This window comes from Anaerobacillus sp. ABD4_527, assembly GCF_056160805.1.
In genome coordinates, this window is sequence record NZ_JBSWXZ010000001.1 from 496,564 (window position 1) to 521,919 (window position 25,356).

24 protein-coding genes and 1 riboswitch are annotated in these 25,356 nt (G+C 39.7%); of the genes, 15 read left to right on the forward strand and 9 right to left on the reverse strand.

The features are described 5' to 3' along the window. The first annotated feature begins 46 nt into the window (after positions 1–46). The 4 genes from ACXAHI_RS02650 (at position 47) to ACXAHI_RS02665 (ending at position 4,540) form a co-directional block, all read left to right on the forward strand. On the forward strand, positions 47–1,678 hold the full coding sequence (locus tag ACXAHI_RS02650) for a peptide ABC transporter substrate-binding protein (RefSeq protein ID WP_474845714.1): 1,632 nt from the start codon (positions 47–49) through the stop codon (positions 1,676–1,678). A 78-nt stretch (positions 1,679–1,756) separates the two neighbouring features. Continuing rightward, a complete protein-coding gene (locus tag ACXAHI_RS02655; protein WP_474845715.1) occupies positions 1,757–2,857 on the forward strand; it encodes a dipeptide epimerase in 1,101 nt (366 codons plus the stop codon). Further along, positions 2,844–3,746: a C40 family peptidase gene (locus ACXAHI_RS02660; protein WP_474845717.1), complete on the forward strand. Its 903-nt coding sequence runs from the start codon at positions 2,844–2,846 to the stop codon at positions 3,744–3,746. The genes ACXAHI_RS02655 and ACXAHI_RS02660 overlap by 14 nt, the downstream gene beginning before the upstream one ends. Then, positions 3,746–4,540, forward strand: a complete 795-nt coding sequence (locus ACXAHI_RS02665; protein ID WP_474845718.1) for a serine hydrolase — start codon at positions 3,746–3,748, stop codon at positions 4,538–4,540. Before ACXAHI_RS02660 ends, ACXAHI_RS02665 begins: the two co-directional genes overlap by 1 nt. A gap of 40 nt (positions 4,541–4,580) precedes the next feature. Here the strand turns inward: ACXAHI_RS02665 and ACXAHI_RS02670 are convergent, their stop codons facing one another. Next, positions 4,581–5,078, reverse strand: coding sequence for a L,D-transpeptidase family protein (locus ACXAHI_RS02670; protein WP_474848049.1), 498 nt, complete (start codon positions 5,076–5,078; stop codon positions 4,581–4,583). 49 nt (positions 5,079–5,127) lie between these two features. On the opposite strand from ACXAHI_RS02670, the gene ACXAHI_RS02675 reads away from it, so the two are divergent. From ACXAHI_RS02675 to ACXAHI_RS02695, 5 genes are all read left to right on the forward strand, one after another. Continuing rightward, positions 5,128–5,631 (forward strand): metallophosphoesterase family protein, encoded by a 504-nt coding sequence (locus tag ACXAHI_RS02675; protein ID WP_474845720.1) that lies wholly within the window; start codon positions 5,128–5,130, stop codon positions 5,629–5,631. 98 nt (positions 5,632–5,729) lie between these two features. Beyond that, entirely contained in the window at positions 5,730–7,235 is a 1,506-nt protein-coding gene (locus tag ACXAHI_RS02680; protein WP_474845722.1) for a phytoene desaturase family protein, read from the forward strand. Continuing rightward, a complete protein-coding gene (locus ACXAHI_RS02685; RefSeq protein WP_474845723.1) occupies positions 7,232–8,668 on the forward strand; it encodes a phytoene desaturase family protein in 1,437 nt (478 codons plus the stop codon). The genes ACXAHI_RS02680 and ACXAHI_RS02685 overlap by 4 nt, the downstream gene beginning before the upstream one ends. A 6-nt stretch (positions 8,669–8,674) precedes the next feature. Next, positions 8,675–9,511 carry a phytoene/squalene synthase family protein gene (locus ACXAHI_RS02690; RefSeq protein WP_474845725.1) on the forward strand — a complete coding sequence of 279 codons (837 nt, stop codon included), beginning with the start codon at positions 8,675–8,677 and terminating at the stop codon, positions 9,509–9,511. Positions 9,512–9,630: 119 nt separating this feature from the next. Next, positions 9,631–10,830 (forward strand): M20 family metallopeptidase, encoded by a 1,200-nt coding sequence (locus tag ACXAHI_RS02695; RefSeq protein ID WP_474845727.1) that lies wholly within the window; start codon positions 9,631–9,633, stop codon positions 10,828–10,830. A gap of 28 nt (positions 10,831–10,858) precedes the next feature. Here the strand turns inward: ACXAHI_RS02695 and ACXAHI_RS02700 are convergent, their stop codons facing one another. From ACXAHI_RS02700 to ACXAHI_RS02710, 3 genes are read right to left on the reverse strand one after another with little or no spacing between them, the layout of a single operon-like run. Next, the gene (locus tag ACXAHI_RS02700; RefSeq protein WP_474845729.1) at positions 10,859–11,497 is read right to left on the reverse strand and encodes a TetR/AcrR family transcriptional regulator; all 639 of its coding nucleotides are present in this window, start codon (positions 11,495–11,497) and stop codon (positions 10,859–10,861) included. Between the two features lie 17 nt (positions 11,498–11,514). Further along, entirely contained in the window at positions 11,515–12,312 is a 798-nt protein-coding gene (locus ACXAHI_RS02705) for an ABC transporter permease subunit (protein WP_474845730.1), read from the reverse strand. Between the two features lie 16 nt (positions 12,313–12,328). Next, complete coding sequence (locus ACXAHI_RS02710) at positions 12,329–13,201, reverse strand: ABC transporter ATP-binding protein (protein WP_474845732.1); 873 nt, start codon at positions 13,199–13,201, stop codon at positions 12,329–12,331. 167 nt (positions 13,202–13,368) lie between these two features. On the opposite strand from ACXAHI_RS02710, the gene ACXAHI_RS02715 reads away from it, so the two are divergent. After that, entirely contained in the window at positions 13,369–13,572 is a 204-nt protein-coding gene (locus tag ACXAHI_RS02715; protein WP_474845734.1) for a transcription initiation factor TFIIIB, read from the forward strand. Positions 13,573–13,625: 53 nt separating this feature from the next. Here the strand turns inward: ACXAHI_RS02715 and ACXAHI_RS02720 are convergent, their stop codons facing one another. From ACXAHI_RS02720 to ACXAHI_RS02735, 4 genes are read right to left on the reverse strand one after another with little or no spacing between them, the layout of a single operon-like run. Continuing rightward, positions 13,626–15,116 (reverse strand): phytoene desaturase family protein, encoded by a 1,491-nt coding sequence (locus ACXAHI_RS02720; RefSeq protein ID WP_474845736.1) that lies wholly within the window; start codon positions 15,114–15,116, stop codon positions 13,626–13,628. Then, positions 15,113–16,234 carry a glycosyltransferase family 2 protein gene (locus ACXAHI_RS02725; RefSeq protein ID WP_474845738.1) on the reverse strand — a complete coding sequence of 374 codons (1,122 nt, stop codon included), beginning with the start codon at positions 16,232–16,234 and terminating at the stop codon, positions 15,113–15,115. The genes ACXAHI_RS02720 and ACXAHI_RS02725 overlap by 4 nt, the downstream gene beginning before the upstream one ends. After that, entirely contained in the window at positions 16,234–17,046 is an 813-nt protein-coding gene (locus ACXAHI_RS02730) for a carotenoid biosynthesis protein (protein WP_474845740.1), read from the reverse strand. Before ACXAHI_RS02730 ends, ACXAHI_RS02725 begins: the two co-directional genes overlap by 1 nt. A 17-nt stretch (positions 17,047–17,063) precedes the next feature. Then, entirely contained in the window at positions 17,064–18,569 is a 1,506-nt protein-coding gene (locus ACXAHI_RS02735; RefSeq protein ID WP_474845742.1) for a phytoene desaturase family protein, read from the reverse strand. A 186-nt stretch (positions 18,570–18,755) separates the two neighbouring features. Between ACXAHI_RS02735 and ACXAHI_RS02740 the strand changes: the two genes are divergently transcribed. The 4 genes from ACXAHI_RS02740 to msrA all read left to right on the forward strand — a co-directional run bounded on the left by ACXAHI_RS02740 (position 18,756) and on the right by msrA (position 22,720). Then, positions 18,756–19,274, forward strand: coding sequence for a glycosyl-4,4'-diaponeurosporenoate acyltransferase CrtO family protein (locus ACXAHI_RS02740; protein WP_474845743.1), 519 nt, complete (start codon positions 18,756–18,758; stop codon positions 19,272–19,274). Next, a complete protein-coding gene (gene fni / locus ACXAHI_RS02745) occupies positions 19,264–20,298 on the forward strand; it encodes a type 2 isopentenyl-diphosphate Delta-isomerase (RefSeq protein ID WP_474848050.1) in 1,035 nt (344 codons plus the stop codon). The genes ACXAHI_RS02740 and fni overlap by 11 nt, the downstream gene beginning before the upstream one ends. 74 nt (positions 20,299–20,372) lie before the next feature. Beyond that, on the forward strand, positions 20,373–21,776 hold the full coding sequence (locus ACXAHI_RS02750; protein WP_474845745.1) for a Na+/H+ antiporter NhaC family protein: 1,404 nt from the start codon (positions 20,373–20,375) through the stop codon (positions 21,774–21,776). Between the two features lie 83 nt (positions 21,777–21,859). Continuing rightward, a riboswitch (SAM riboswitch) is annotated at positions 21,860–21,973 on the forward strand. A 99-nt stretch (positions 21,974–22,072) separates the two neighbouring features. Next, entirely contained in the window at positions 22,073–22,720 is a 648-nt protein-coding gene (gene msrA / locus ACXAHI_RS02755) for a peptide-methionine (S)-S-oxide reductase MsrA (RefSeq protein WP_474845747.1), read from the forward strand. 50 nt (positions 22,721–22,770) lie between these two features. On the opposite strand, the gene ACXAHI_RS02760 is transcribed toward msrA, so the two are convergent. Beyond that, positions 22,771–25,008: an alpha/beta hydrolase family protein gene (locus ACXAHI_RS02760; protein WP_474845749.1), complete on the reverse strand. Its 2,238-nt coding sequence runs from the start codon at positions 25,006–25,008 to the stop codon at positions 22,771–22,773. An 89-nt stretch (positions 25,009–25,097) separates the two neighbouring features. On the opposite strand from ACXAHI_RS02760, the gene ACXAHI_RS02765 reads away from it, so the two are divergent. Then, on the forward strand, positions 25,098–25,319 hold the full coding sequence (locus ACXAHI_RS02765; RefSeq protein ID WP_474845751.1) for a DUF2553 family protein: 222 nt from the start codon (positions 25,098–25,100) through the stop codon (positions 25,317–25,319). Positions 25,320–25,356: the final 37 nt, after the last annotated feature.

The window sequence follows — 25,356 nt, forward strand, 5'->3', positions numbered from 1 at the left end:
CTCATTATGAGCGACTTTTCTATAAACTAGTTTAGGGGGAAACGAAATGAAAAAAATAGTCACCATGTTTCTTTCGCTTCTTCTTCTTATTGGAATTGTAGGCTGTACAACAACGCAAGACAGCTCTAGTAATTCGAATAGTGGAAGTGAAGGAGATAGCCAAGAACAAAGTTCAAAAATTCTTAAATTAAACAATGGAGCAGAGCCTACGTCATTTGATCCACCGATCGGATTTGATAGTGTATCATGGAATGCATTGAATAACTTGATGGAGGGTATGACGAGGCTCGATGATAATGATGAGCCACAACCAGCTACTGCAAAAGAGTGGGACGTTTCAGAAGATGGAAAAACCTATACGTTCAACATTAGAGAAGACGCAAGTTGGTCGAATGGGGAGCCTGTAACTGCACAAGATTTCGAGTTCGCGTGGAAACGACTTGCTAACCCAGATACAGCATCACCAGCTGCTTTTCTTGCTTACTTTATTGAAGGAGCAGAAGCTTACAATACTGGCGAAGGTTCCGCTGAAGATATGATGGTAACTGCTGTTGATGAGAAAACGCTTGAAGTACAACTTACTAGCCCTGTTGGGTTCTTTCCAACTTTAATTTCTAACCCTGCTTTCTTCCCTGTTCATAAAGAGACAGTAGAAGAAAACCCTGAATGGCATACAGAAGCAGATAGCTATGTAAGTAATGGTCCATTCAAACTTTCAAAATGGACTCATGAAACGGAGTTTGTTTTCGAGAAGAACGAAGAATATTGGGACGCAGAAAGTGTAAACCTTGACGAAGTTCATTGGGCGATGGTAGATGATACAAATACAGAGTATCAAATGTATAAAACAGGAGATCTTCATACATCTGACGTACCTGCAGACTTGAGTGAACAGTTATTCGACGAAGGAAAAGCACAAGTAGAAGACCAGTCTGGAACGTACTTCTATCGCTTTAATACTGAAATGGAGCCTTTCCAAAATGCAAACATTCGTAAAGCATTCGCAATGGCTGTCGATCAGCAGCAAATTGTAGAATTCGTAACGAAAGGACAAGAAAAACCAGCTAAAGGCTTTGTAGCATACGGATTTGAAGACCCATCAGGAGGAGACTTTAGAGAAGTCGGAGGAGATCTGGTTTCTACCGATGCAGCAAAAGCGAAAGAACTGCTTGAAAAAGGAATGGAAGAAGAAGGGTACGACACACTTCCTGCTGTAACACTTACTTATAATACGAGTGATTCTCATAAGAAGATTGCTGAAACACTTCAACAAATGTATAAAGAATCGCTAGGAGTCGATGTGGAGCTTGCGAACCAGGAATGGAACGTCTTCTCAACAGAGCAGAAAGCATTAAAACTACAGTTCTCACGTAGTTCGTTCCTTGCTGACTACGCTGATCCAATTAACTTCTTAGAAAGCTTCCAAACTGGGCATTCTATGAATCGAACTGGGTGGAGCAATGACGAATTTGATCGCTTGATCGAACAAGCAAAGAATGAAACAGATGAAGAAAAGCGATTTGAATTGATGCACGAAGCAGAAGCGATTTTATTCGATGAAATGCCAATTTTCCCAATTCACTTCTATAATCATGTTTATTTACAAAGTGAAGATGTAACAGGGATCGTTAGACACCCTGTTGGTTATATGGAGCTTAAAACGGCAGATATCAAATAGTTTAGAGAGCCGGGTGCGTTTGCGCCCAGGCTCTTTCTTATGAAATTGCAGACAATCAAAAGCAAGGAGAGCATCATGATGAAAATAACTAATATCGAAACATTTGCTGTACGTGCACAATTAAAAAAACCTTTTAAAACAGCACTTCGAACGGTTACTACGGCAGAATCTGTCATTGTGAAAGTCACTGCAGAAGATGAGATCGGCTTCGGAGAAGCACCACCTACCGTTGCGATCACAGGGGAAAGTAAGGAAAGTGTGATTTCAGCGATCAACAATCATATTTCACCTAAATTGATTGGATTAGAGTTATCTTCTTACGAGACCATCTTTAAAGTCTTGCACACGTCTTTAGTAAGAAATACAAGTGCAAAGGCTGCTGTTGATATGGCTATTTATGACCTTCTTGCGAAACAGTCCAATCTACCTCTCTATCAATACCTTGGCGGGTTTCGAGATCTGCTCGAAACAGACTACACAGTAAGCGTGAATTCTCCTAAGGAGATGGGAGAAGATGCCTCTCAATATGTTAGTGAGGGTTTTAACATTTTAAAAGTAAAAGTAGGCAAGGATACGATCGAACGGGATTTAGAGAGGATGAAAGAGGTACAAAATCGCACTGGTAATAAGGCAAGTATCAGATTAGACGCCAATCAAGGCTGGACAGCTAAAGAAGCGATTTACGCAATAACGAAATTAGAGCAAGAAGGAATTAATCTCGACCTTGTTGAACAACCTGTCCCTGCCCACGACATCGAAGGGCTTAAAAGAGTGACGGATTCTGTGAATACTCCTATCATGGCTGATGAGAGCGTCTTTTCAGCGCGAGATGCGTTACAGGTAGTTTCGTTACGTGCAGCTGACTTGATTAATATTAAGCTAATGAAAGCAGGTGGAATCCATCAGGCTTTGAAGATAAATGCCATAGCGGAGAGCGCGGGAATAGAGTGTATGGTTGGGAGCATGATCGAATCAAAACTAGGAATTACTGCAGCGGCTCACTTTGCTGCAAGTCAGAAAAATATTACGCGTTTCGATTTTGATGCTCCCCTAATGTTTAAAGAAGAGAATGTTGATGGAGGGGTAGCCTACAACAAAAGTATGATAACATTTAACTCATACACAGGATTAGGGATACATTCAGTTAAAAGAGGAGGATTACAAATTGGAATTAACTAGAAAAACAGTAAGTGTTACAGTAGCAACTTTGTGGTCTAATCCGGAAAGTGCTAGAACCGTGGATGAAAAAGCGATACATAACCCAGTAGATCTAGAAGGCTGGTTAGATCAACTTTCCTATTCATCGAGCCTTGCACTTTGCGAGGAAAACCGAGTTCAATCTCAGGTCCTTTATGGGGATGAGGTATTGATTTTAGAAGAAAAAAATGACTGGTCTCATGTTATCGTTCCTTCTCAGCCATCATCGAAGGATCCAAGAGGCTATCCTGGCTGGATTCCTACTGAGCAACTCTCGGAAGAAGTTTATGATGGCGATGGAGTATATGTATCGATAATAAAACATGGTGCTGCGGTAACCAATCAAGCTGATGATACGATGCATCTAAGCTATCAAACTAGACTTCCTTTAATTGATCGCACGACTGATGAATATAGAGTTTGGACACCTGATGGTGATAGTTTGATCAAAAAGGAGCACTCAGAATTAGTTGAAGTAAATGGTGATGTTGGAAATGGAGATGAGCTAGTAAAAAACGCAGAAAAATTTATTGGACTTCTTTATCTCTGGGGAGGGATGTCCTCTTATGGCTATGATTGTTCAGGTTTTAGTTATAACATGGCACGTTCAATCGGTTGCACCATCCCAAGAGACGCTCATGATCAGATGAAGTCAGGTGAGCATGTACAAGATGGAAGTTGGGATGTGGGAGATTTATTATTCTTTGCTTATGAGAAAGGAAAAGGGAGCGTTCACCATGTCGGGATTTATTATGGTGATGGAAAGATGATTCACTCTCCAAGTACAGGCCGCATTATCGAAATAACACCTTTAAAAGGAACGATCTACGAAGAGGAGCTCTGTGGTGTTAGGAGATATTGGGGAAATTGATGTTAGATTTCAGTATGATCTCAAACAAAGTAAAAGACTGTTTCATCGGTCTTGAAGGTAATCATTCAATTTATATCAAAGGTCCGGATGGCGATATTACATTACAATCCAAACAGCCTGTATCATCTGCTAGTATCATAAAAATTCCTATAATGATTGAAGCATTACATCAAGTAGAAAATGGACGGATTCATTTAGACGACCCGATTAAAGTAGAGGACCATAATCGTGTTCAGGGATCAGGGGTGCTATCTCATCTTTCTATAAAAGATGGATGGAAGGTATCCGATCTCATTACCTTGATGATCATTTCCTCTGATAATACAGCAACAAATCAGTTGATCGATCTATTAGGGATTTCCACTATTAACAATACGATGAGAAAATTAGGGTGTTACCATTCTACATTGATGAGAAAGATGATGGATCATGAATCTCTGAAATTAGGAAAAGACAATTTGATGTGTGCTAGCGACACAGTGACATTATTACAGGCAATTCAATCTGGCAATATGCTATCAAATGAGTCTAAAGAATGGGCATTATCAGTATTAACAAAACAACAATTTCAGGATAAATTTCCTTCAAAGATTACTCATCTTTCAGAAGGGGAACTCGCTCATAAAACAGGCGAATTAGATGGCGTCGAGCATGATGTAGGGATATTATTCACTCAGCATGGCCCTGTTTTTTACGCGTTTTTAACAGCTGGACTGATTGAAAATCGATATGGAAGAGAAGCGATCGCAAATGCAGGCAGATTGCTATACGATTACTATAGTGAAAAAGTATAATAAACGAAGAGACATCGTCAGAACGACGATGTCTCTTCGTTTAAGTACCTATTTCTACTCGCGTTCCAATCGGAACCGTTCTAGAAAGCTCTTCAACGTCTTCATTATACATTCGGATACATCCTCTAGATACATAGTTACCTATTGATGAAGGGTCGTTGGTACCATGTATCCCATAGTGTTTTTTTGAAATGCTCATCCACATAGTACCATATGGTCCACCTGGATTAGGCGCTTTATTAATGATGATGTACAAACCTTTTGGGGTTTCATGAAGCATACGACCGACACCAACAGGGTATACCTTAACAAGGACACCATTTTTATATAGTGATAGTTTTCGGGTAGAGAGTGATACATAAATCGTATAGGGAATAGTAGAAGGGTCTGGATACCCAGGAATCATGATGATTTGACCTGGATAGATAAGGTTAGGATCAGGCAAAGTATTTACTTGTAGTATTTTCCAAAGGGGGACGCGGTAATCTTCCGAGATGCTCGTTAGAGTCTCACCAGCAAGAACAGTGTGCTTCAAGATAATTCACCTCTCGTAGGATGTAGGAATAGTCGACAAAGGAGCGAATGTAATGAATATCGTAATTATCGCAGATACTCATCTACCAAAAAGAAAGAAAAGCTTACCTTTAAAGCTAGTGAATGAGCTTGAAGATGCTGACTTCATCATCCACGCTGGTGACTGGCAAACAATTGATGTATACGAAGAATTAGTACAGTATGCTCCAATTTCAGGAGTATATGGGAACGTTGATGATGACAAGATCAAAGAAAAGTTCGATTTAAAGTGCATCATTGAGAAAGGACCACTGCGAATCGGGATTACTCATGGACACGGGCGTAGTAAAACAACTGAGAAACGTGCCGTCGAATTATTTCAAAGTGATGGGGTAGACATCGTCATCTTTGGTCATTCACACATCCCTGTTCATAAAGAATATGATGGGAAAATCGTTTTTAATCCTGGCTCACCAACCTATAAGCGAAGACAACCAAAGTATTCTTTTGGAATATTAAAGATAGCAGAAGATGGATGTTTCACACTTGAGCATGTATTTTTTTGTGAAAGTGAATAGGAATCATTTAAATAATTGAACAAAACTTCGCGGGAATGTATAATGTTTGTATAACTATTGTACGACTTTTTGCGGATAAGCTGGAAGGGGAAGTTTTCATGAGTAAAAACAAGAGTGTCATTGTAATAGGTGCTGGGCCAGGCGGACTAACTGCAGCAATGTTATTAGCCAGTAAAGGATATGCAGTGACGATATATGAGAAACAATCATTTGTAGGAGGACGTACATCCTCATTCGAGCGTCAGGGTTACGTATTCGATAGAGGTCCAACCTTCCTTAATATGCCGCATATACTAGAAGAAGTCTTTGAACAATCTGGTCGTAATGTTCATGACTATATTGATTTAGTTGAAGTTGATCCTATGTATGAGTTGAAATTCGGTAACGTTTCTTTTTTCCCAACACGTAAGAGGGAAGAAATGGTCGAACAAATCGAAAACTTATTCCCTGGGAACGGTGAAGGGTATAGAAGGTTTATGAAAGAAGAAAAAGAGAAGTTCGAGGCTCTTATGCCAATTTTACAAAACAAGCACGATTCGTTATTTGATTATGGAAGGTGGCGGTTTTTAAAAGCCTTACCTAAGCTTACCGTAACGGATAGCGTATATGAACGCTTGTCCACATATTTTGATGATGAGCGTCTTCGACTCTCGTTTACGTTCCAAGCGAAATATCTTGGTATGTCACCATGGGAGTGCCCTGGAGCGTTTACCATTTTATCGTATATGGAGCATGAATATGGTATTTTTCACCCGATCGGAGGCGTGAACCAAATTTGCAAAGCAATGGCTAGGGTCATCGAAGAAGAAGGCGGTTCCATTCATGTCGGAACAGCAGTTAAAAGCATTCTTATCGATGGATCGAGTGTACAGGGTGTTGAACTTGCAGATGGAAGAAAGGAATATGCTGACGAGGTTATCATTAATGCTGATTTTGCACACGCCGTAAATCACTTATTTCCAGAAGGAAAAGGAAAAAGATACTCACCTAAAAAGATGGAACGGAAGAAATATTCTTGTTCAGCATTCATGCTTTACCTAGGTGTTAACAAATCTTATGACTTATCTCACCATACAGTTGTATTTTCTGATGATTATAAGAAAAATGTCGAGGAAATCACTAAACAAAAGATGCTTTCAGAAGATCCCTCTATTTATATTCAAAATGCTAGCGTAACGGATAAAACGTTGGCACCTGAAGGGAAATCTTCTATCTATATTCTAGCTCCAGTACCTAACAACTTTAGTTTAATAGATTGGGAAAAACATAAAGAGGATTTCAGAAGGTTAGTATTAAATCAAATAAAAGAAAAAACAGGCTTTAACGATCTTGAAGATCACATTGAGGTAGAAGAAATGTATACGCCTACTGATTGGGAGTACGACATGAACGTTTACAAAGGTGCGACGTTTAATCTAGCTCATAACCTTCCTCAGATGATGTTCTTCAGACCTCCAAACCAGTTTAAAGAGTTCGACCACTGTTGGCTTGTAGGTGGTGGAACACACCCAGGAAGTGGTCTTCCTACGATTATGGAATCGGCAAGGATCACGACAAATCTTCTCCATCAAGAAAGCATGCCACATGAAAGGAGCGGCACATGAACATAGGAATTATTGGTGGCGGGATTGGTGGCATGTTGTCTGCTCTCATGCTTGCCAGAAAAGGGCACAACGTTACGATACACGAAAGAGCTAACGTTCTCGGTGGTAGACTCGCCTTTGTTGAAAGGGAAGGTTTCAAGATCGACAAAGGCCCAACGATCGTACTATTGCCAGAAATGATTTATGAGTTTTTAAATAAAGCGGGAATTGATAGAGAAGAAGTAGAAATGATCCGCTGCGATCCACTTTATCGAATGATATATCCTGATGGTTCTTCATTCACCAAAACGAGTAATATTCAAAATCAGGTAGAAGAAATTAGAACGATGTTTCCTGGAGAGGAAGAAGGCTTTTTACGCTATCTAGATGATATGAGAGTAAGATTTAATAAAGGAAAAAAAGCTTTTCTAGAAAAATCTTTTATTCATAAGAGAGAATTTTTTACTTTTAAAAATATGAAGCTCCTTTTAGAACTTAAAGCTCATCAAAACGTTCGTTCGCAGGCTTCAAGATATTTTAAGGACGAGCGTTTACAGGATGCATTCTCACTACAAACGTTATACATCGGTGGCGATCCATCTGGATCTCCAGCGCTCTATTCACTAGTACCTTTTAGTGAATATGAGCATGGTATCTGGTATATCAAAGGTGGGTATGCCAGCCTCATATCCCTATTAGAAAAACATATCCAAAAAGAAGGGATTACCGTTAAATTCGGTTCTGCAGTTGAAGAGTTGATAATAAATCAGAACGATTGTAAAGGATTTCGAGCCTTAGATGGTGAATTTTATTATAATAAGGTAGTTTTTAACGGTGATTTTCCAATGATTCACAAATTGATTAAAGCCGAGAAGCCACCGAAGAAAAAGTATACACCATCATCTGGATGCTTGCTCCTTTATTTTGGACTCGACCGAATCTATGAAGAAGTCGATGTCCACCAATTTTTTATGACGGATGAGTTTAAAGCTCATATGAAAGATGTCTTCAAAAAACGATCGATTTCAAAGGATCCAGCGATCTACACGTTCCACCCTTCAAAGATAGACCATTCTCTTGCCCCTCCAGGTAAAGGTGTCCTCTATGCACTAATCCCGGTGCCTTCAGGTACTGCTACTAGCTGGGAAGAAAAAGATTCGTTAGCAAATGAAATCATCCGAGTACTAGAAGAAAGAGGCTTCCCAAATTTGAAGGAAGCAATCGAATGGATGGAAATTCGGACCCCACTAGATGCAGAAGTGGATGGATTATTTGAAGGGGGCAGTTTTGGAATAGCACCAACGTTAACACAGTCTGGTGCATTTCGTCCTCAGGTTAAACCATTAAATTACAAAAACCTATATGCAGTTGGAGCATCTGTACACCCAGGCGGTGGAATTCCGATCGTGATGCAAGGTGCCGATCTCTTAGTAAAAGAAATAGAAAGGGTGTGAGTGAAAATGCTGGAGCAATCGTATAAACATTGTGAAGCGATTATAAAACATCATTCCAAAACATTTTATAAAGCTTTTTCCTTGTTACCCTCAAACAAAAAGAAAGCAGTCTGGGCCGTTTATAGTTTTTGTAGGAGAGTCGATGACATTGTAGATGAAGGCACTGATCCAGAGAGAGAATTAACTGAATTTAGAGCTCAATTCGCTCGATTTTTAAACGGTGAAAGATTGTTGAATGATCCTATGTGGATTGCTCTCCACGATGTTTTTCAGAGATTCAAGATGGACCATCAACCTTTCCAAGATATGATCGTCGGACAGGAGATGGACCTGTATAAATCTCGATATAAAACGTTGAGTGAACTTGAACATTATTCTTATCACGTTGCAAGTACCGTTGGATTGATGCTTCTCCCGATCTTAGCACCGAAAAAGGTTGATTCACTTTCAGATGGCGCGGTTTCATTAGGCATTGGGATGCAGATTACAAATATTTTAAGAGACATTTCTGAAGATCTTGATCGAGATCGTATTTATATTCCGACTGATGAAATGAACGCTAGCGGTGTATCATCGACAGATCTTTTTAATCGAAAGGTAACACCAGAATTTATTGAATTGTGGGAAAAGCTAGCTGCTCGAGCGGAATATCACTATGAGAATGCTTTTGCTACGATCGACCTTTACCCTCTCGACGCTCGTCTCCCAGTTAAAAGTTCAGCACTTTTCTACCGAGCGATTCTGAAATCGATCCGAAAAAAAGACTACAATGTATTTGATCAGCGCGCATATGTGACAGATGACGAAAAAGAAGAACTATTATCTGCAATAAGTGGAAGTTAGATGGTAGAACCCTCACTGAAGACGTGAGGGTTTTTTTGCTTGTTATATTCTTTATTCTGAAGATGGTAAACTTTAGTTTATAAAGATAACAGATCATTTCATTTTGAAGGGAGAATTCTATGAATCAACTATTTAATAAGCTAGAAGATTTATATAGTGAAATGGTAGAACTAAGAAGACATTTTCATCAATACCCGGAGCTTTCGTTCGAAGAAGTTGAAACTCCTAAATTCATAGCGAACTATCATCGTGAGTTAGGTCATGATGTCAGAGAGCACGTTGGTGGTAGAGGAGTAGTTGCAACGTTAAAAGGAACGAAGCCTGGTAAAACCGTTGCTTTGAGAGCCGATTTTGATGCGCTGCCAATCCAGGAAGAAAATGAGGTTCCATATAAATCGAAGGTGGATGGTGTGATGCACGCTTGTGGTCATGATGGACATACGGCTACATTACTTTGTTTAGCAAAAGCGCTAAATGCGATACAGAATGAGTTAGAAGGGACCATCGTCTTTATTCATCAGCATGCAGAAGAATATCAGCCTGGTGGTGCAATCGCAATGATTGAAGATGGTTGCCTAGAAGGGGTAGATGTCGTGTTCGGCACACACCTGAGGGCGACAGAGGAAACTGGGAAGATCATGTATAAAGAAGGTCCGTTTATGGCTGCAGCTGACCGGTTCGAGATTGAAATCATCGGACGAGGCGGTCACGGTGCACAGCCACATTTAACAAAGGACAGTATCGTGATCGCTTCGCAATTAGTAGTCAATTTGCAGCAGTTAGTATCAAGAAGAGTGAACCCCCTGGAATCTGCTGTACTATCAGTTGGAACCTTTGATGCACGGAACGCATTCAATGTAATCGCAAACACTGTTCAACTAGTAGGAACGGTGAGGACATTCAAAAAGGACGTAAAAGAGTTAATGGAACAAGAGATTGAAAGGATAGTTAGAGGGACATGCATAGCGGCGGATGTCGACTATAAGCTTAACTATGTTCATGGCTATCCTGCACTTATCAACCATAAAGCGGAAACAGAGCTGTTGAAAAACTATGCAAAACTAGTTCCTGATGTAAAAGAAGTAACTGAACACGAAGCTCAAATGGGTGGAGAAGACTTCTCTTATTATTTGCAGCATGTGCCGGGTACCTTTTTCTTTACAGGTGCTTTAAACCAAGATGCAGAACAAGTATACCCTCATCACCATCCTCGTTTTTCAATTGATGAACGGGCGATGTTAGTCGCAGCTAAAGTTATGGGAACGGCCGCATTATCGTATAGTAAATCCACGGAAATCTCTCGATTGAACGAAGCTTAATAAAAAAATCGCGCCTCGCGCGATTTTTTTAGGTTCCTTTCAACGCTCCGTATTTAATGATATCGATATATTCATCTAACTCAGGTTCAATTTTTTCAAGTATTTCTGAAAAGCTCATTGCATTTTCTTGATATGCTTTTAGGTTTTTTTGAGCGATTTGCTCTAGAATCGTCATTGTGAGATTGATCACTTTATCTGGGGTTGTATTTTCCTTAAGAAGACTTGGGTCAATAAGCTTTTCAAGGTATTGGTCACTATACACGTCGATGTTTTTCTGAAGCATGGATCGAATTTCCTCTTCCATACCTTGAGGTGGGTTAAGGAGCGTTTGTGTGACAAGCTCCGTTTCTTTTAAGAAATGGAATTGAACTCGCTTTTTGATTAAGACAACCTCTTTTACTCGGTCAAAGAAATCCTCTGACTCGACATGTTGTAATTCGGCCATTATGTTGTCCCCAATCAGCTTTCGGCAATAGTCGACAACATAGATGAAAAGGTTTTTCTTGTTTTTAAAATAATGATACAAGATTCCTTTCGAAATGCCTGCACGTGCTGTAATTGTATCTGTCGACGTTTTCTCATATCCATTATCGGCAAACTCTTCGATACAAATGGTGAGAATTCGCTTTTTCTTTTCATCTGTCAGTTTTTCGAAGTTTGAATACAAACTGATTTCCTCCTTTCCTAAATGGCGATATCTTTCTTACGATAATAATTAAATGTACCCCAAATGCTTAAACCGATAACGATTAACATAATGCCAACATATAAGGAATTCAGCGATTCGTTAGAAATAATATCTGCTGGGTCAATGTATTTAAATAGGCTAAAATACGTTAGGAACTCCAAACGATCTGTAATACCTGACACCACACTGAGAAAATACGAAATTAATACAAGACCAAGCGAAACAGAAGTTATTGTTCTCGCTTTCTTCATGATCGCTGATAATAAAAGGGCTATTGCTGCGAACGTGATGTGCATAAGTAAAGTTCCAATAATCAATAGCCCGAATGTTTTCATAGGAACATCTTCATCTGCAAATTGAAACCCGACTATACAAACGAACATAATAACGACATTGAGAATCACAATATTCGTCAAGACAGCTAGTAGCTTCTCGGCGATTACTCGAGTTCTTGAAATTGGTTTTGATAGTAAAAATTCAACCGTTTTCTCATTTTCTTCTTTAGCAATCATATTCGATGCAAGCATGACTGCAAAAATACTACCAAACAATGTTGTCATGAAATGAATTTGCATCCCGTAGAAGCCGAGTAGTGAGCCAATATTTAGTCGATCCATGCCAAAAGCTTGTTTAAATGAATCTGGGTAAGCACTTAACAAATCATTCATTGTCTGTTGATCTTGGGTAAACTGAGGATAGATACTGAGCGTCATCAAGATGATTCCAGCTAAAATGATGGACCAAATCAAAAGTGACTTCATATTTTTCTTCATCTCACGGTTATAAATCATCATTTGGTTCACTCACCTTTCATTCGTAATAGTGCATGAATACTTCATCAAGAGAAGGTTCTTGGATGAGCACATCGATAATGTCCAGAGTTGCTAGATGGTTTAAGAGCACGTTCATGTCTCCACGATAAAGGAACGTTGTGTTCTTATCATGAGTTTGTTTATCTTTGACACCTTCGAAAGGGAATTGAACGTCATCACCATTCTCTATGGTGAGACTAATTTTCTTAAGACTATTTTTGATTAAGGTTTCAACTTTCTCCACAGTAACTAACTTCCCATCTTTAATGATGGCTACGCGATCGCACATTTTTTGAACTTCACTCAGAATGTGAGATGAAAAGAAGATCGTTGCTCCTTTTTCCCTTTCTTTAGAAATCAATTCAAAAAACGTGTTTTGCATCAGTGGATCGAGGCCACCGGTAGCTTCGTCAAGAATGAGAAGTTTAGGTTCATGGAGGATCGCTTGAATGATTCCAACTTTTTTGCGATTACCAAAAGAAAGATCCTCCATCTTCTTGTTTAAGTCCAACTGAAGCTTTTCAGCAAGTTCATAGATTCGATTCGTATTTTTGTAGTGATGAAATTTAGCAGAATACTGCAGTAAATCGATTGCTTTCATATCATCGTAATAATGGACTTCTGAAGGAAGATAACCTACGATCTTCTTAATTTCCTTCGATTCAGACACGATATCTTTACCGAAAATTGTCGCGTTTCCACCTGTCGGCTGTAGTAAATTCAATAGCGTACGAATCGTTGTACTTTTACCCGCGCCGTTCGGACCAATAAATCCAAAGATTTCTCCTTCATGAATCGTAAGTGATACATCCTCAATTCCACGGCTCTTCTTGTAAAATTTTGAAAGGTTTCTTAATTCAACCGCTTCCATGATATCTTTTCCTCCCCTGTAAACCATAATTGACTCTGAAGTCAATTTCAGAATACACCTCATTGACTACTTAGTCAATAACATGTTTCGATGTGTACCTATGATTACATCAGTGATAAAATTGGAGGTACAGTGAGTGGAAATCGGATAATGAGGAGGGGATCTTATTGAGTAAAATTCCTACTACAACGTGCCCACAATGTGGTGGAACAGATCTTGGAAAAGGAAAGCATTCAGGGTATGCTGTCATGACTCCAATGAGAAGAAAACTGAGTTTAGGTTCGGAGATAGAACATCTCCTATGTACGGATTGTGGTTTTATAATAGAAAGCTATGTGAAGAACCCAGAAAAATTTAAAAATACCCTTTAGCCATATTACATAATGATAAAAAAGCATGGAAGCGTCGGCGCTTCCATGCTTTTTTAGTTGTAAGACACTGTGGAACTTTTTTTTGCGTGTTTCGATATGATATGATTCGCAACATTATTTCCGCTGATGACAACCATAGGAGATCCACCACCAGGGTGAGTGCTTCCTCCTGCGAAATAGACGTTCTTTATGTCTTTTGAACGGTTTGAAGGACGTAAAAAGCTATTTCGGAGAGTGTTGGAGGAGATACCGTATAAAGCTCCTCGATAAGCATTAAAGCGGTCCTTAATTTGAGATGGACCGATAACTTTCTCTACAACTTTTAGTTTTCGAATGGGAAGCCCATGTTTTTCAAGTTTGTCATAAATCCGTTCTTTGTACGCTTCTTCAGGCATCTCATCCTGATTAGAAAGAGGCGGTGCATTAACAAGAATGAAAAGATTATCGCCATCAGGCGAAACGTTAGGATCTGAATGAGAAGAATTTGAAATATAAACTGTAGGATCTTCAGGCCACTGCCCGTTAAACAACTCTTCGAATTCTTTTTGGTAGTCTTCTGAGAAATACACTTGGTGGTGTACTAAATCAAGTCTTGAAGACAAACCTACCATTATAACAAAGGCGGAAATAGAAGGGGATACGCTTTGAATTCTTGTATCTTGAAAAGATGGTCGATCAGACTCTTTGACGAGAGAAGGGTAAACTTCTAATAGATCTCCGTTGATGATGACTTCTTCTATCTTTTGCACCTTACCATCAACCGTTTCGATCATTTCTGCTCGACCATTACTAACATGAATAGTCTTCACTGGAGTTTCCAAATGAATTGTAACCCCTAGTTCTGATGCTAGTTTTTCCATCCCCCGTGCAAGTGAGGTGTTTCCACCTTTCACATAATAAACGCCTTGTACCATTTCTAAATATCCGATCATTGCAAACGTTGCAGGTGATAAAAAAGGTGATGAACCTATATAAGTTGCATAGCGATTGAACGCTTTTAGAATAAGAGGGTGTTTAAAATATCGTTCATGAAAATGATTCATCTTCTCTAATGGTCTCACCTTTAGCATGGATTGAAAAAGGGAAGGGGACAAGTAATCCTTCCATGAAAGAAACATCCTTGGGAAAAATGACGATTTTGATAGTTGGTATAATCGATCGACTTCCTCAAGATAAGATTGATAGTTTTTTGCTGCATATGAGTCTAGCTTTTCAAACTGCTCGACCATATCTTGTGGAACTGTACTCATCATGAATGAACTGCCATCATGATCAATGTTTCTAGTGTGCCGTTCAATTTTTATCCAATCAAAGTAATTCCTTGGATCAACACCGGCTTCTTTAAATACTGAATCAAAGATTTCAGGCATCGTCATCGTATTTGGACCGAAATCGAAATGGTATGTTCCTAACGATACCGGCATCATCTTGCCGCCAGCGTACCCGTTTTTTTCATACACATCAACTTTGTATCCTTCACTTGCTAATTTAATCGATGCAGCAAGGCCTGCGAGTCCTGCACCTACGATTGCAATTTGTTTCATGAGTAGGTTCTTCCTTTCCAAACATATCCTTTTTGTTTTATCCCTTTCATCATCGAATTGATCAGAAGACACATAAATGCAAGTGAACTAATCGGCATCATGAATGAGAGTAGAATGGACTGATTGGTTTTCCAATCCACCCAGGCTTTTTGTAGCGTGATCAATATGTAAGGAATGAAAAGAGAGTACATTGGCTCACCTATCGAATAGCTTACAACCCCTATGATCAGCAGTACGGCAGGCAATAAGTAAAAACAGCCGTAAAAGAGAAATAGAATACTAACGAGCAAACGAGACCGACCGAGTCCTGGAAACAAGTTTTTTGTAAACCCTTCCCACACATCTTTGTTAGAACGATACATATAGCATGCTGTAAATTTGGTTACATTCGCTAAAATGGAGCGGTATCCATGTACCTTAAATGTACGCGATAGGTGAACGTCGTCGATTAAACTGTTTTGGATGGAACGATGTCCACCGATACGCTTGTAAGCCTTGTGATCGACTAAAATAAATGCCCCATGAGCAGCAGTGAAAGCTGGTCTTGTTGTATGGTTTGCTGGTAAAAGAGGCAAGTGGAAGTTAACGACGAAATGCTGAAGAGGTACGAGCAATTTCTCTAATAATAATGATACTGGAAAAGCTGGAAATCCAGATAACATTGATGCTTTCGTTCTCCTAAGCATTTCAAGCGATGCTTGAATCGTGTCCTTATGTAGTCGCATATCAGCATCGATAAAGAGTAGGTACCTTCCTTTAGCTCGTTCACTTAATTGGTGACATGCAAACACTTTACCATTCCACGAAGGAGGAAGTTCTTCACCCTCAAGTATCGTGAACCGATCATCACGTCTTGTATGTTCGGTGAGTAGAGGTAATGTATGATCCTCAGAGTTATCATTTAATACTAGTATTTCGATGTTGGGATAAGAGAGCGCTTTTAAATTCGTGATAAGATCGACTACATTTTCTTCTTCATTACGAAGAGGGATAAGGACGGAAACCAGTTCCTCCTTACCCCTGATTGGTCTTTCGTTTCGCAGACTTGGCATGAACAATGAATTTATTATGGTCCATAGAAGGAAGCTCGCTAGTATGAGAATATAACTAATCACCATCAGACGATCACCTTTTCAGAAGAAGACAGCTCAAAGTTCTTTATACTTTTTCGATATGCATATAAGAAAGCATAAGTAGGTAACCCAGTAATCGTTACGGCTAACCAGAGTTGGTCTAGAAGGCCTAGGAAGATAAAAAAGCCCATCACCATCCCAAATAGGGCGACCATACGATGCTTCCAGAATAAGAAACTTTCTTGAGATTGAGGGGAAACCCTGTTATAAACGGGATATAGCAGGATATGAAAGAACAAGGAAACAAAAAACCAGCCCGAAAAGTTCTGTAACGGAACTTGATAATAGAAGCTGTCTCCTTCCCACCCCCAATAACCCTTTACAAGGTATGCAACAGGATCGATAATCAAATCGATCAGAACTGCAATAAGTGCTCCTATTAGTGAATATGCAAACCATTTAAGGAGTGAGTCATTCATCTTCCTCAAAAACTGAGCAGAAAGAACATGGGTAACAGCTACGACCATCACCCATGCAAATCCAATTCCAATCGGAACTTCAGCGATTTTATAGCCAAAGTCTCCTGAATAGTTGTATTGACCAAAGATCCATCCGTAATGAACACCAAGTGATTCTGCTGCCATGCTCAGAATAAATATGAAAATGCTGATCGAACTTCCTAGAACTTTACCGAACGTTCGAACAAAATAAAATGATGCTAACACGCCACAAAGAATGAGGAAGAAAGCATTTGCCCATTCAAGAAATGGGGGGAGGATGTCGAATCCAACGAGGATGATTCCACATCCATACCAAAATAGAAATAAATTAAAGACGATTTTATCTAGTTTGAGCATGTAATGAAGATCCCTTCTTAGCCAGTTTGTTCTTCAGATAGTTTAAGGTCTTCAGCGATTAAATCAGCTGTTAGCTGACCAGATAATGTTACCATCGGTACGCCTCCACCAGGGTGTGTCGATCCACCAACAAAGTAGAGGTTCTCTACAAGTGAACTTCTAGAAGGAATCTTGAAGCCGCCATTGACTTTGCGATCAGTCGCAACACCGTAGATCGAACCACCGTTTGAACCGTATAATTCACGGATATCTTCAGGAATAAATTGATATTCAAACTCAATCGATTCCCTGAGACCTTCCATTCCCATTCGTTCTAACTTATCGAGAACAGTTTCTCGGTATCTCCCTCGGTATTCTTCAAAACTCTCTCCGTCCTGAAGTGGAGGAACATGAGTCAACACGAAAAGATTTTCTTTCCCTTCGGGTGCTTGTGTAGGATCCGATTTAGAAGAAACACCAATGTAAACTGTTGGGTCATCAGCCGGAACACCCTCATCGAAGATTTGCTGAAACTCACGCTTTGGATCTTCTGAAAAGAAGAAGTTATGGTGTTGAAGCTGATCGAACGTCTTATTGACTCCAAGTAGAAGGACGAGACCTGATACAGTAGGAGTGTACTTCTTCAAATCTTGCTTCACTTTGTCAGCACCGGGTTCTTGCTTCAATAAAGTATCGTGAGCTGGAATGCCTTCAAGGTTACTGACGATTAAATCAGCTTCCATAATATGACCACTAGCTAATCTCACTCCAACAGCTTTCTTATCCTTTGTCATGATTTGAGTAACCTCAGTGTTCACTTCAACATCAACATCTAACTCTTCTAGGAGCTTCAGCATCCCTTTGGCAATGTTATACATGCCACCTTCGACGTAATAGATTCCAAGCCCAAGCTGCACATAGACTAGCTGTGATAAAATTGCAGGAGAATGGTATGGAGATGACCCGATGTACATGACAAAGAAGTTGAACAGTTGACGAAGATGCTTGTCTTTTAAATACTTTTCTGTTGCCTGATTCATCGATTTCATTGGATCCATCGCGAGCAAGTCCTTAAACGAATGAAGCTTTTGCATATCTTGTATTCCAGAAAGGCTCTTGCTATAAAAGCTTTTTAAGCTCAGGTCAAACATCGACTTGCAATAATCTAAATAAGAAAGAAAGTTTGAATAATCTTTCTCTGATTGTTTATGTACCTCAGAAAGCATTACTGCTAAATCACTCGTTACATCGATCTCAGCACCATCTTCAAAAAACGTTCTCCACTGAGGCTCGATCCGTGTGATACTCATATAATCACTTACATTTCGATCAGCACTTTTAAATAATCTTTCTAAAACCCACGGCATTGTGAGAATAGAGGGTCCTGTATCAAAGTTAAAACCTTTTCCAGAACGTTTGTTAAGTTTCCCGCCAGGTCTTTCATTCTTTTCGAGTACCGTTACATCATGACCATCTGCGGCTAAACGAATGGCAGCAGATAGTCCACCTAGTCCTGCACCGATTACAATTGCTTTTTTTCCCATACTCTTCTCCTCCTCAGTGTAAATAAGGTCTATACGTCGACTTTTTCCACATGCGGCTGTATAGTGTAAGTATAACCTTTGTGAAAGTAAGATGACAGTCTCGGTGTGTTCATTCTGCGAAAACGTATGACTGAACTATTACCTTAAATGAAAGACTGTAAACAAATAATGAAAGTTGGGTAGCCCATGCAAGTATTTCATCTATCGATTGCCGGATTGATCGTAACAAACTTTTTTGCGTGGCTTGCCATACATGTTTGTATCTCTTATTTCTGTTTGAGAGTCCCTGATTCCTTCTATGAGTCCATCATAGGAAGGAATCGTATAAAAAACTGGGAAGCTAGTTTATATGAGAGATTGAAAATCAGGTATTGGAAAACAATCTTACCTGATGGTGGTGGCGTGTTCAGAGGGGGTTTTCGAAAAAAAGAACTTAAAGCGCTTACGGTTACTTACGTATGCAAGTTCATTGTTGAAACAAAACGAGCGGAAATCAACCACTGGATGTTAATACCGCCTTCACTATTATTTTTCCTCTGGAACCCACCTCTAGTAGGTTGGATTATGGTCGGGTATGCACTCGTTGTAAATATCCCTTTCATCATGATTCAGCGGTACAATCGAAACAGACTTGGACTACTTTTACCTAAATTGAAGAAAAAAGAACAACGCAGGAGGTCTACCGTTGAAACCTATGGAACATGATCTTACAGAAAAACGAAAGAATGAACATATTGATATATGTCTTACTGAAGAAGTAGAAGGGCGAGGGATTACAACCGGACTCGAGAAGTTTAGATTTAAACACCAAGCTCTGCCTGAGATTGCTTTTGATGAGATCGATCTCTCAACATCATTTCTCGGTAAAAAGGTATCTTCGCCTTTTTTGATCAGTTCGATGACTGGTGGTACGAAAAGGGCATGGGAGATCAACAAGCGCCTCGCGAAAACTGCTGAAGCGGAAGGATGGGCTCTCGGTGTAGGATCAATGCGGGCAGCGATTCAAGAAGACCGTTCAGCTTATTCTTTCGAAGTTAGGAAATATGCACCTACGATCCCCATCTTCGCAAATATTGGGGCCGTTCAGTTAAACTATGGATTCACTATTGATGAATGTAAAAAAGCAATCGAACTTGTTGATGCAGATGGTCTTATTCTTCACGTAAATCCGCTGCAAGAAGTGTTTCAGCCTGAAGGAGATACGAACTTTAAAGAACTATTGCCTAAAATTGAAAGTGTTGCGAAGGCACTCGATGTTCCGGTCGGGATTAAAGAAGTAGGAATGGGAATCGATGGAAATACTGCAAGACGGTTGGTAGAAAGCGGAGTAGGCTTTATTGATGTAGCCGGTGCAGGTGGAACATCGTGGATTCAGGTCGAGAGCTATCGATCACATCAGAGTATGAGAGAACAAGCAGCTGAAGCGTTTCAAAGCTGGGGGAACGCTACTGCTGAATGTTTGATCGAAGTTCGAAATGAACTCCCACAGGCGCCAATCATTGCAAGTGGCGGTCTTAAAAACGGTGTTGATGCCGCCAAAAGTATTGCTTTGGGGGCTGATCTTGCAGGGTTTGGCCGTGCACTACTTCATAGCGCAGTAGACGACAGTGAAGAAGCGTTATCAGACCAGCTGAAACGAATTCAGTTCGAACTACAAACCGCTATGTTTGGAATTGGCGCGTCTTCGATCGCGCAACTCAAAAAAACAAATTTGCTTCGTCAATCGTAGCCGGAGAATTTACTCCGGCTTTTTGTATAGCACCCTTTTCCGAGCACAAACTAACCGGAAAGGGGGAGTGATGAATGGATTGGCTTTCGATCGTACCGTTCTTGGTCGTTATTCTCGTAGCGATGAAGACGAAACTCGTTATACCTGGATTAACAGCAGGGTTACTAACAGCTTCGTTTATACATAAGCCTCAACCTATAGAAGGACTCGAGCAGTTTTATCAATTTATTATGAGTGGTTTAAAAGATGAGAGCAACATTAAAATCATCATCTTTTTGTACATGTTTACTGGTCTCATCGGAATGATGAAATATACTGGTGGAATAAAAGGATTCGTACGATTCGCTTCTGGAAAAATCACTTCAAAAAAGGGAGCGTTATTTTTAACATGGTTATCAACGCTCGGTACGTTTAGTGCTCCGAGCTTTCGAATCGTAACGGTTGCGCCAATTATGAAAGCACTCTTGAAGAAAGTAAAGATGACCCCTCAGGAACTAGGCTTTGTAATTGAAACCACAGCAACTCCAGTAATTGTTCTAATGCCGATTGCGACTGCGTTCGTTGGCTATATGTCCTCTGTTGTCGACCTTTCTTTAAGGGGACAGGGTCTTGAGGGAGATGGCTACAGGTTGTTTTTGCAAAGCATTCCGTACAATTTCTTCTCAATATCGATTCTTATCATCGGATTTTATTTAAGTTTCTTTCATCATACGAAAACCCCGGCTACTGATGCAGGGAATATGGAGAAAGAAATTGATGACAAATGGGAAGATTGTCATCCTGTCGTTTCAAAAGATCTTCCAGCAAAACCTATGAACCTTTTGCTGCCACTAGGAGGAGTAATCTTCCTAACGCTTTTGATCACGTATTGGAGTGGGTATGAGAAAGGGTTCAAAAGCCCAGTTGAAGCATTCATCGAAGCAGATGTACTCGATGCGATGGTCTTCGCTTTAATGACAACCGTTTTGTTAACCTTTCTATTTTATTTATTTCAGAGGTTCTCATTAAAAAACCTTGTCACGTTCTTTATTGAAGGCGGTAACGATATGATGTCCGTCATCGTATTACTAACGATCGTTTGGGGACTTGCTTCTTCTGCTGAAGCATTAGGATTTTCTCAGTTTGTAACGACGAACTTAAACTGGATTCCTGCATTATTCGTGCCACCGGTGTTATTCCTGGTGGGGTCATTCATTTCATACTTTATTGGCTCTTCATGGGGGACATGGGGAATTCTAATGCCTTTAGGAGTTTCTCTCGGTGCTACTACAGGAACGTCATTGCCACTCGTGATCGGTGCTGTGTTTGCTAGTGGAACGTTTGGTGCTTTTTCGTCACCACTTAGCGATAATACGAATACAATAGCAAAAATACTTAAGTTGAACACGATGGCTTATGCTTCATTTAAGCTTAAACCTGCACTGATCGGTGCTAGCGTATCAGCAATAGGGTATTTTTTAATTTCTTTGTTCGTTTAGCACACTAATGCAAGCTTTTCTATTGACACCTACTGTTACAACCTTTAATATTGTCATTAACTTAATAATCCTTTTCAAGGATCTTCTTATTCAGAGAGGTGGAGGGACTGGCCCTTTGATACCTCGGCAACGGATTCCTATAATTGTTATACGGGAGCACCGTGCCAATTCCTGCGGCGAAAGTCGGAAAATAAGAAGAGGCGATCGGTAAATCCAAACCCTCTTCTGTTCGGACAGATGAGGGTTTTTTTATATGCACTCCTCATCAGACAATCTACTTCAAGGAGTGAATGGAATTGCAGAAAACGTCAGACAAAAAACAAATGATAATCAACCATCTTCTAGGAAAAGGTATCTATAAGGAACAAGGCAAACAGCTTTATATGTTAACTCTGAGTGAACTTGAGAAGGTATATACAGAGAAAGCTGTTCAAGATAGCAACAACACTTGGAGAAATGGAGTGGAAACAATGGAAAAAGCGGTATTTGCAGCAGGATGTTTTTGGGGAGTAGAAGCACTATTTCAGCAGTTGAACGGTGTCGTTTCTACTTCAGTAGGATTTACAGGTGGAAGTACGATCGATCCTTCTTATGAAGAAGTCTATAAAGAACTTACTGGTCATGCTGAAGCGGTGCATATCGAATATAATCCAGCGATTATTACGTATGAGGAATTGCTCCAAGTTTTCTTTGATAATCATAATCCAACATCTTTGAACCGTCAGGGTGAAGACGTCGGTACTAGGTATCGTTCCGCTATTTTTTATAACTCAGATTCACAAAAGACTTCTGCAGAAATTGCACTGAACGAGCTTACAAAAGCAAAACGTTTTAAGAAGCCAATCGTAACTCAAATTGTTCCTGCAACGAATTTTTATAAAGCAGAGGAGTACCATCAGAGCTACTTAGCAAAGCGGGGACAGTCTTCTTGTAAAATTTCATAATTTAATTTAAAAAAGAGGCTTTCCCTTTGTGGGAAGCCTCTTGTATTTTATTATCGGTTAACGCCAATGTGGTCTAAGAATATTTTTCCTCTTTCCGATTGATCAAATTGAAATGTTATGGAGGTAATGGTATCTGGTTCAAACGAGTTGTTTTGTTCAATAAATGTGCTCATGGGTATGTTGAACGTTTGAAGGACCGGTTCGGTAAGGTCTCCGAATCGCGCTTCTTCATAGAATTTCGTTTTTGTATGCTGAATCGGCAGCACAGGATGCATGCTCATCACATCGCTTAATTTGACACTAGCAGATTCACCGTTTTCAGATGTGGCTGTTATAGTGAAGTCTACAATAACTTCTTCTTCTACTTCAGATACATTCGCCGCTGCAAACGTTAAGGAGCTATCTTTCTTGAATGCATAAGGATTTTCTAACGCTTTGGTGAACGAAAGCTTGTATGAACCATTTCTAGAGTAGTCGTGATTCCATTTAAGGTAAACGCCGTGATTATCTCTCACTTTATTTCTTCTATAGTCTAATTCACCTTCATACCATTGCAATAGACCGTTTCCTTGCAATTCAATATATGGGGTCGAAGATGTGTTGACGTCAACATCCTCTTCGAATGTACTAAAGATATGATAAGAAGTATCTTCATATTTACTAATGTACGTTGTTGAAGGGAGCCAATCTAACGCATAGCGGTAATCCTCCAGCATAGGTCGGTAGGAGTTATCGTTATTCAAGGTAGCTTCTAAAAATCCAGAAACGTATGTTTTTGCAACCTGCCTCTGTTCCTCTCCGCTGATCAAGGGCTGTTTGTTCAATAAGAGGGTGAACGGAAAGTAAGTATCGTTATCACCCCAAGTTGTATTAAACTGACCATGGTTAGCTCGGTCTATGTAGAGTGCAGACTTGATCACATCTTCACTACCTGTTAAATCGATGCCATTGAATTGGCGATCTCCCTCAAATTCAGACAGGTCACTATCATATGATCCATGGAGAATTAAGTAATTTACATCGTTTAATTCAATTTTTCGATCAGCTAATGTATGATAATCAGTCGGAGCGATCGCAATAACGCTTTGTATATTGTACTGATAGTCAAACGACTTATAGGCGTTATTTGGATAGCGATCTAAGCGATTGAACTTCGCAGCTAAAATTGCAGCCTGACCTCCTCTTGAATGACCAGTCAATGCGATTCTTTCAAAATCCACTTTCTTATAAAATGGCGTTCCTTTTTCTTCAGAAAGCTTCTCAATTTCTTTTAGATGTTCGAGGAGAAGCCATGCTCTTCCGTTAATATCGCCCCCTAATCCCCCTGACCAAGATGAATTGAAAAAATTCTCGTCTACAGAGACAGTTATGAACCCTCTACTTGCAAGCAACTCTCCTAAATAGCTATATCCTTCATCTGAGAATTCTTCCATTTTATGATTGCCATGGACGATTAAGACGAGAGGGAATTTCCCTTTATCGTCAGGCATCCATACTCTGCCGTTTAGTGGAAGGTTCGTATCAGAAAAGCCCCAAAACCATTCACGTAATGAGGACCATTCTCCAATTAGTGCTGACCCATTAACCGAAGATGTTTCAATATCGACGTTCTCTCCAAACACATCTCTATGTTTATCCGTTCCGCTTCCATATGTAAACGTCTTAATATTGTAAGGTCCTATTAGAGACGGGTTCTCACTTACTGGTGAAAAAGGTTCCATCTGAACATCTAACCGTTCTTCAACAATTCCTGGAGTGAAAAGCCAGTAGAAGAACATTCCAGTTATTAGGGTGCCGAGCGCGAGCATAAAAATAGAAGAAGGTCTCTTAAATCCATGTACCAGTGGATAACCAAATAATCCACCGATGAGTAGGCCTGCACCAGCAAGAAAATAAGCAAGTGGAAGGATGTTTTCAAAAGCTTTAAATTGATCGAGTGTATAGATGATCACTCCAACCGAAACGATTGCAGCGGATAGAAAGAACACCGGTAGTTTGATGATAAACTTCATTATGAGTCTCACGATAAAGAAAGTGACAAACGTACCTAAAACACTAAGGAGGGAGAAGATGAGTATATCGCTTCCTTTACCGAGTCCAGTATGGAAATCAAAACCTATCGAAAAGATGAGGAACATCGTCATGAACAATGCACCGTAGGATGCTCCTTTCCACGTTCGACTAATAAAGGTGTTGATATGAACTTTTAATTTAGAAAGAAAAACTCCTATTTTATTTCGTTTGTTATGTACCGTGCTGCGTTTTTCAAAGTCATGCTGTTGTTCCAACGTTACCCTCCCTTTCTCGTATCATTTCTTCATTATATCAAAGACGACTTTTATTTAAGGTCATATTTTTTGGAAAAGAGGGATATGGGATGAAAAGAACTGAGGTTACAAGTTTTGTTACAGGAAAACTTAATAAAGGTAACATCGATCTTTATAGAAATAAAGTGAAAATTGGTGAACTTAATATCAAAACAGCTGTTTATCAAGTAGATGCTTCATACGTTGTTGAAGATCACCGCATCTATGTTTTAGAAAAAGAACCAGAAGATATTAAACAATTCGTGTTCGATTGTGATTTAGGCTGGTGTTAAAAATGCTGCTGGCGTTCCAGCAGTTTTTTTATGCCCA

Excerpts from the sequence above, each read along its gene's own strand:
- ACXAHI_RS02765 (WP_474845751.1), top strand. The coding sequence starts at position 25,098 with ATGAAAAGAACTGAGGTTACAAGTTTTGTTACAGGAAAACTTAATAAA.
- ACXAHI_RS02685 (WP_474845723.1), top strand. The coding sequence starts at position 7,232 with ATGAACATAGGAATTATTGGTGGCGGGATTGGTGGCATGTTGTCTGCT.
- ACXAHI_RS02730 (WP_474845740.1), bottom strand. The coding sequence starts at position 17,046 with ATGCTCAAACTAGATAAAATCGTCTTTAATTTATTTCTATTTTGGTAT.
- ACXAHI_RS02690 (WP_474845725.1), top strand. The coding sequence starts at position 8,675 with ATGCTGGAGCAATCGTATAAACATTGTGAAGCGATTATAAAACATCAT.
- ACXAHI_RS02675 (WP_474845720.1), top strand. The coding sequence starts at position 5,128 with ATGAATATCGTAATTATCGCAGATACTCATCTACCAAAAAGAAAGAAA.
- ACXAHI_RS02650 (WP_474845714.1), top strand. The coding sequence starts at position 47 with ATGAAAAAAATAGTCACCATGTTTCTTTCGCTTCTTCTTCTTATTGGA.
- ACXAHI_RS02695 (WP_474845727.1), top strand. The coding sequence starts at position 9,631 with ATGAATCAACTATTTAATAAGCTAGAAGATTTATATAGTGAAATGGTA.
- ACXAHI_RS02655 (WP_474845715.1), top strand. The coding sequence starts at position 1,757 with ATGAAAATAACTAATATCGAAACATTTGCTGTACGTGCACAATTAAAA.
- ACXAHI_RS02750 (WP_474845745.1), top strand. The coding sequence starts at position 20,373 with ATGGATTGGCTTTCGATCGTACCGTTCTTGGTCGTTATTCTCGTAGCG.
- ACXAHI_RS02720 (WP_474845736.1), bottom strand. The coding sequence starts at position 15,116 with ATGAAACAAATTGCAATCGTAGGTGCAGGACTCGCAGGCCTTGCTGCA.
- ACXAHI_RS02665 (WP_474845718.1), top strand. The coding sequence starts at position 3,746 with ATGTTAGATTTCAGTATGATCTCAAACAAAGTAAAAGACTGTTTCATC.
- ACXAHI_RS02680 (WP_474845722.1), top strand. The coding sequence starts at position 5,730 with ATGAGTAAAAACAAGAGTGTCATTGTAATAGGTGCTGGGCCAGGCGGA.
- fni (WP_474848050.1), top strand. The coding sequence starts at position 19,264 with ATGGAACATGATCTTACAGAAAAACGAAAGAATGAACATATTGATATA.
- ACXAHI_RS02735 (WP_474845742.1), bottom strand. The coding sequence starts at position 18,569 with ATGGGAAAAAAAGCAATTGTAATCGGTGCAGGACTAGGTGGACTATCT.
- ACXAHI_RS02740 (WP_474845743.1), top strand. The coding sequence starts at position 18,756 with ATGCAAGTATTTCATCTATCGATTGCCGGATTGATCGTAACAAACTTT.
- ACXAHI_RS02725 (WP_474845738.1), bottom strand. The coding sequence starts at position 16,234 with ATGGTGATTAGTTATATTCTCATACTAGCGAGCTTCCTTCTATGGACC.
- ACXAHI_RS02705 (WP_474845730.1), bottom strand. The coding sequence starts at position 12,312 with ATGATGATTTATAACCGTGAGATGAAGAAAAATATGAAGTCACTTTTG.
- ACXAHI_RS02710 (WP_474845732.1), bottom strand. The coding sequence starts at position 13,201 with ATGGAAGCGGTTGAATTAAGAAACCTTTCAAAATTTTACAAGAAGAGC.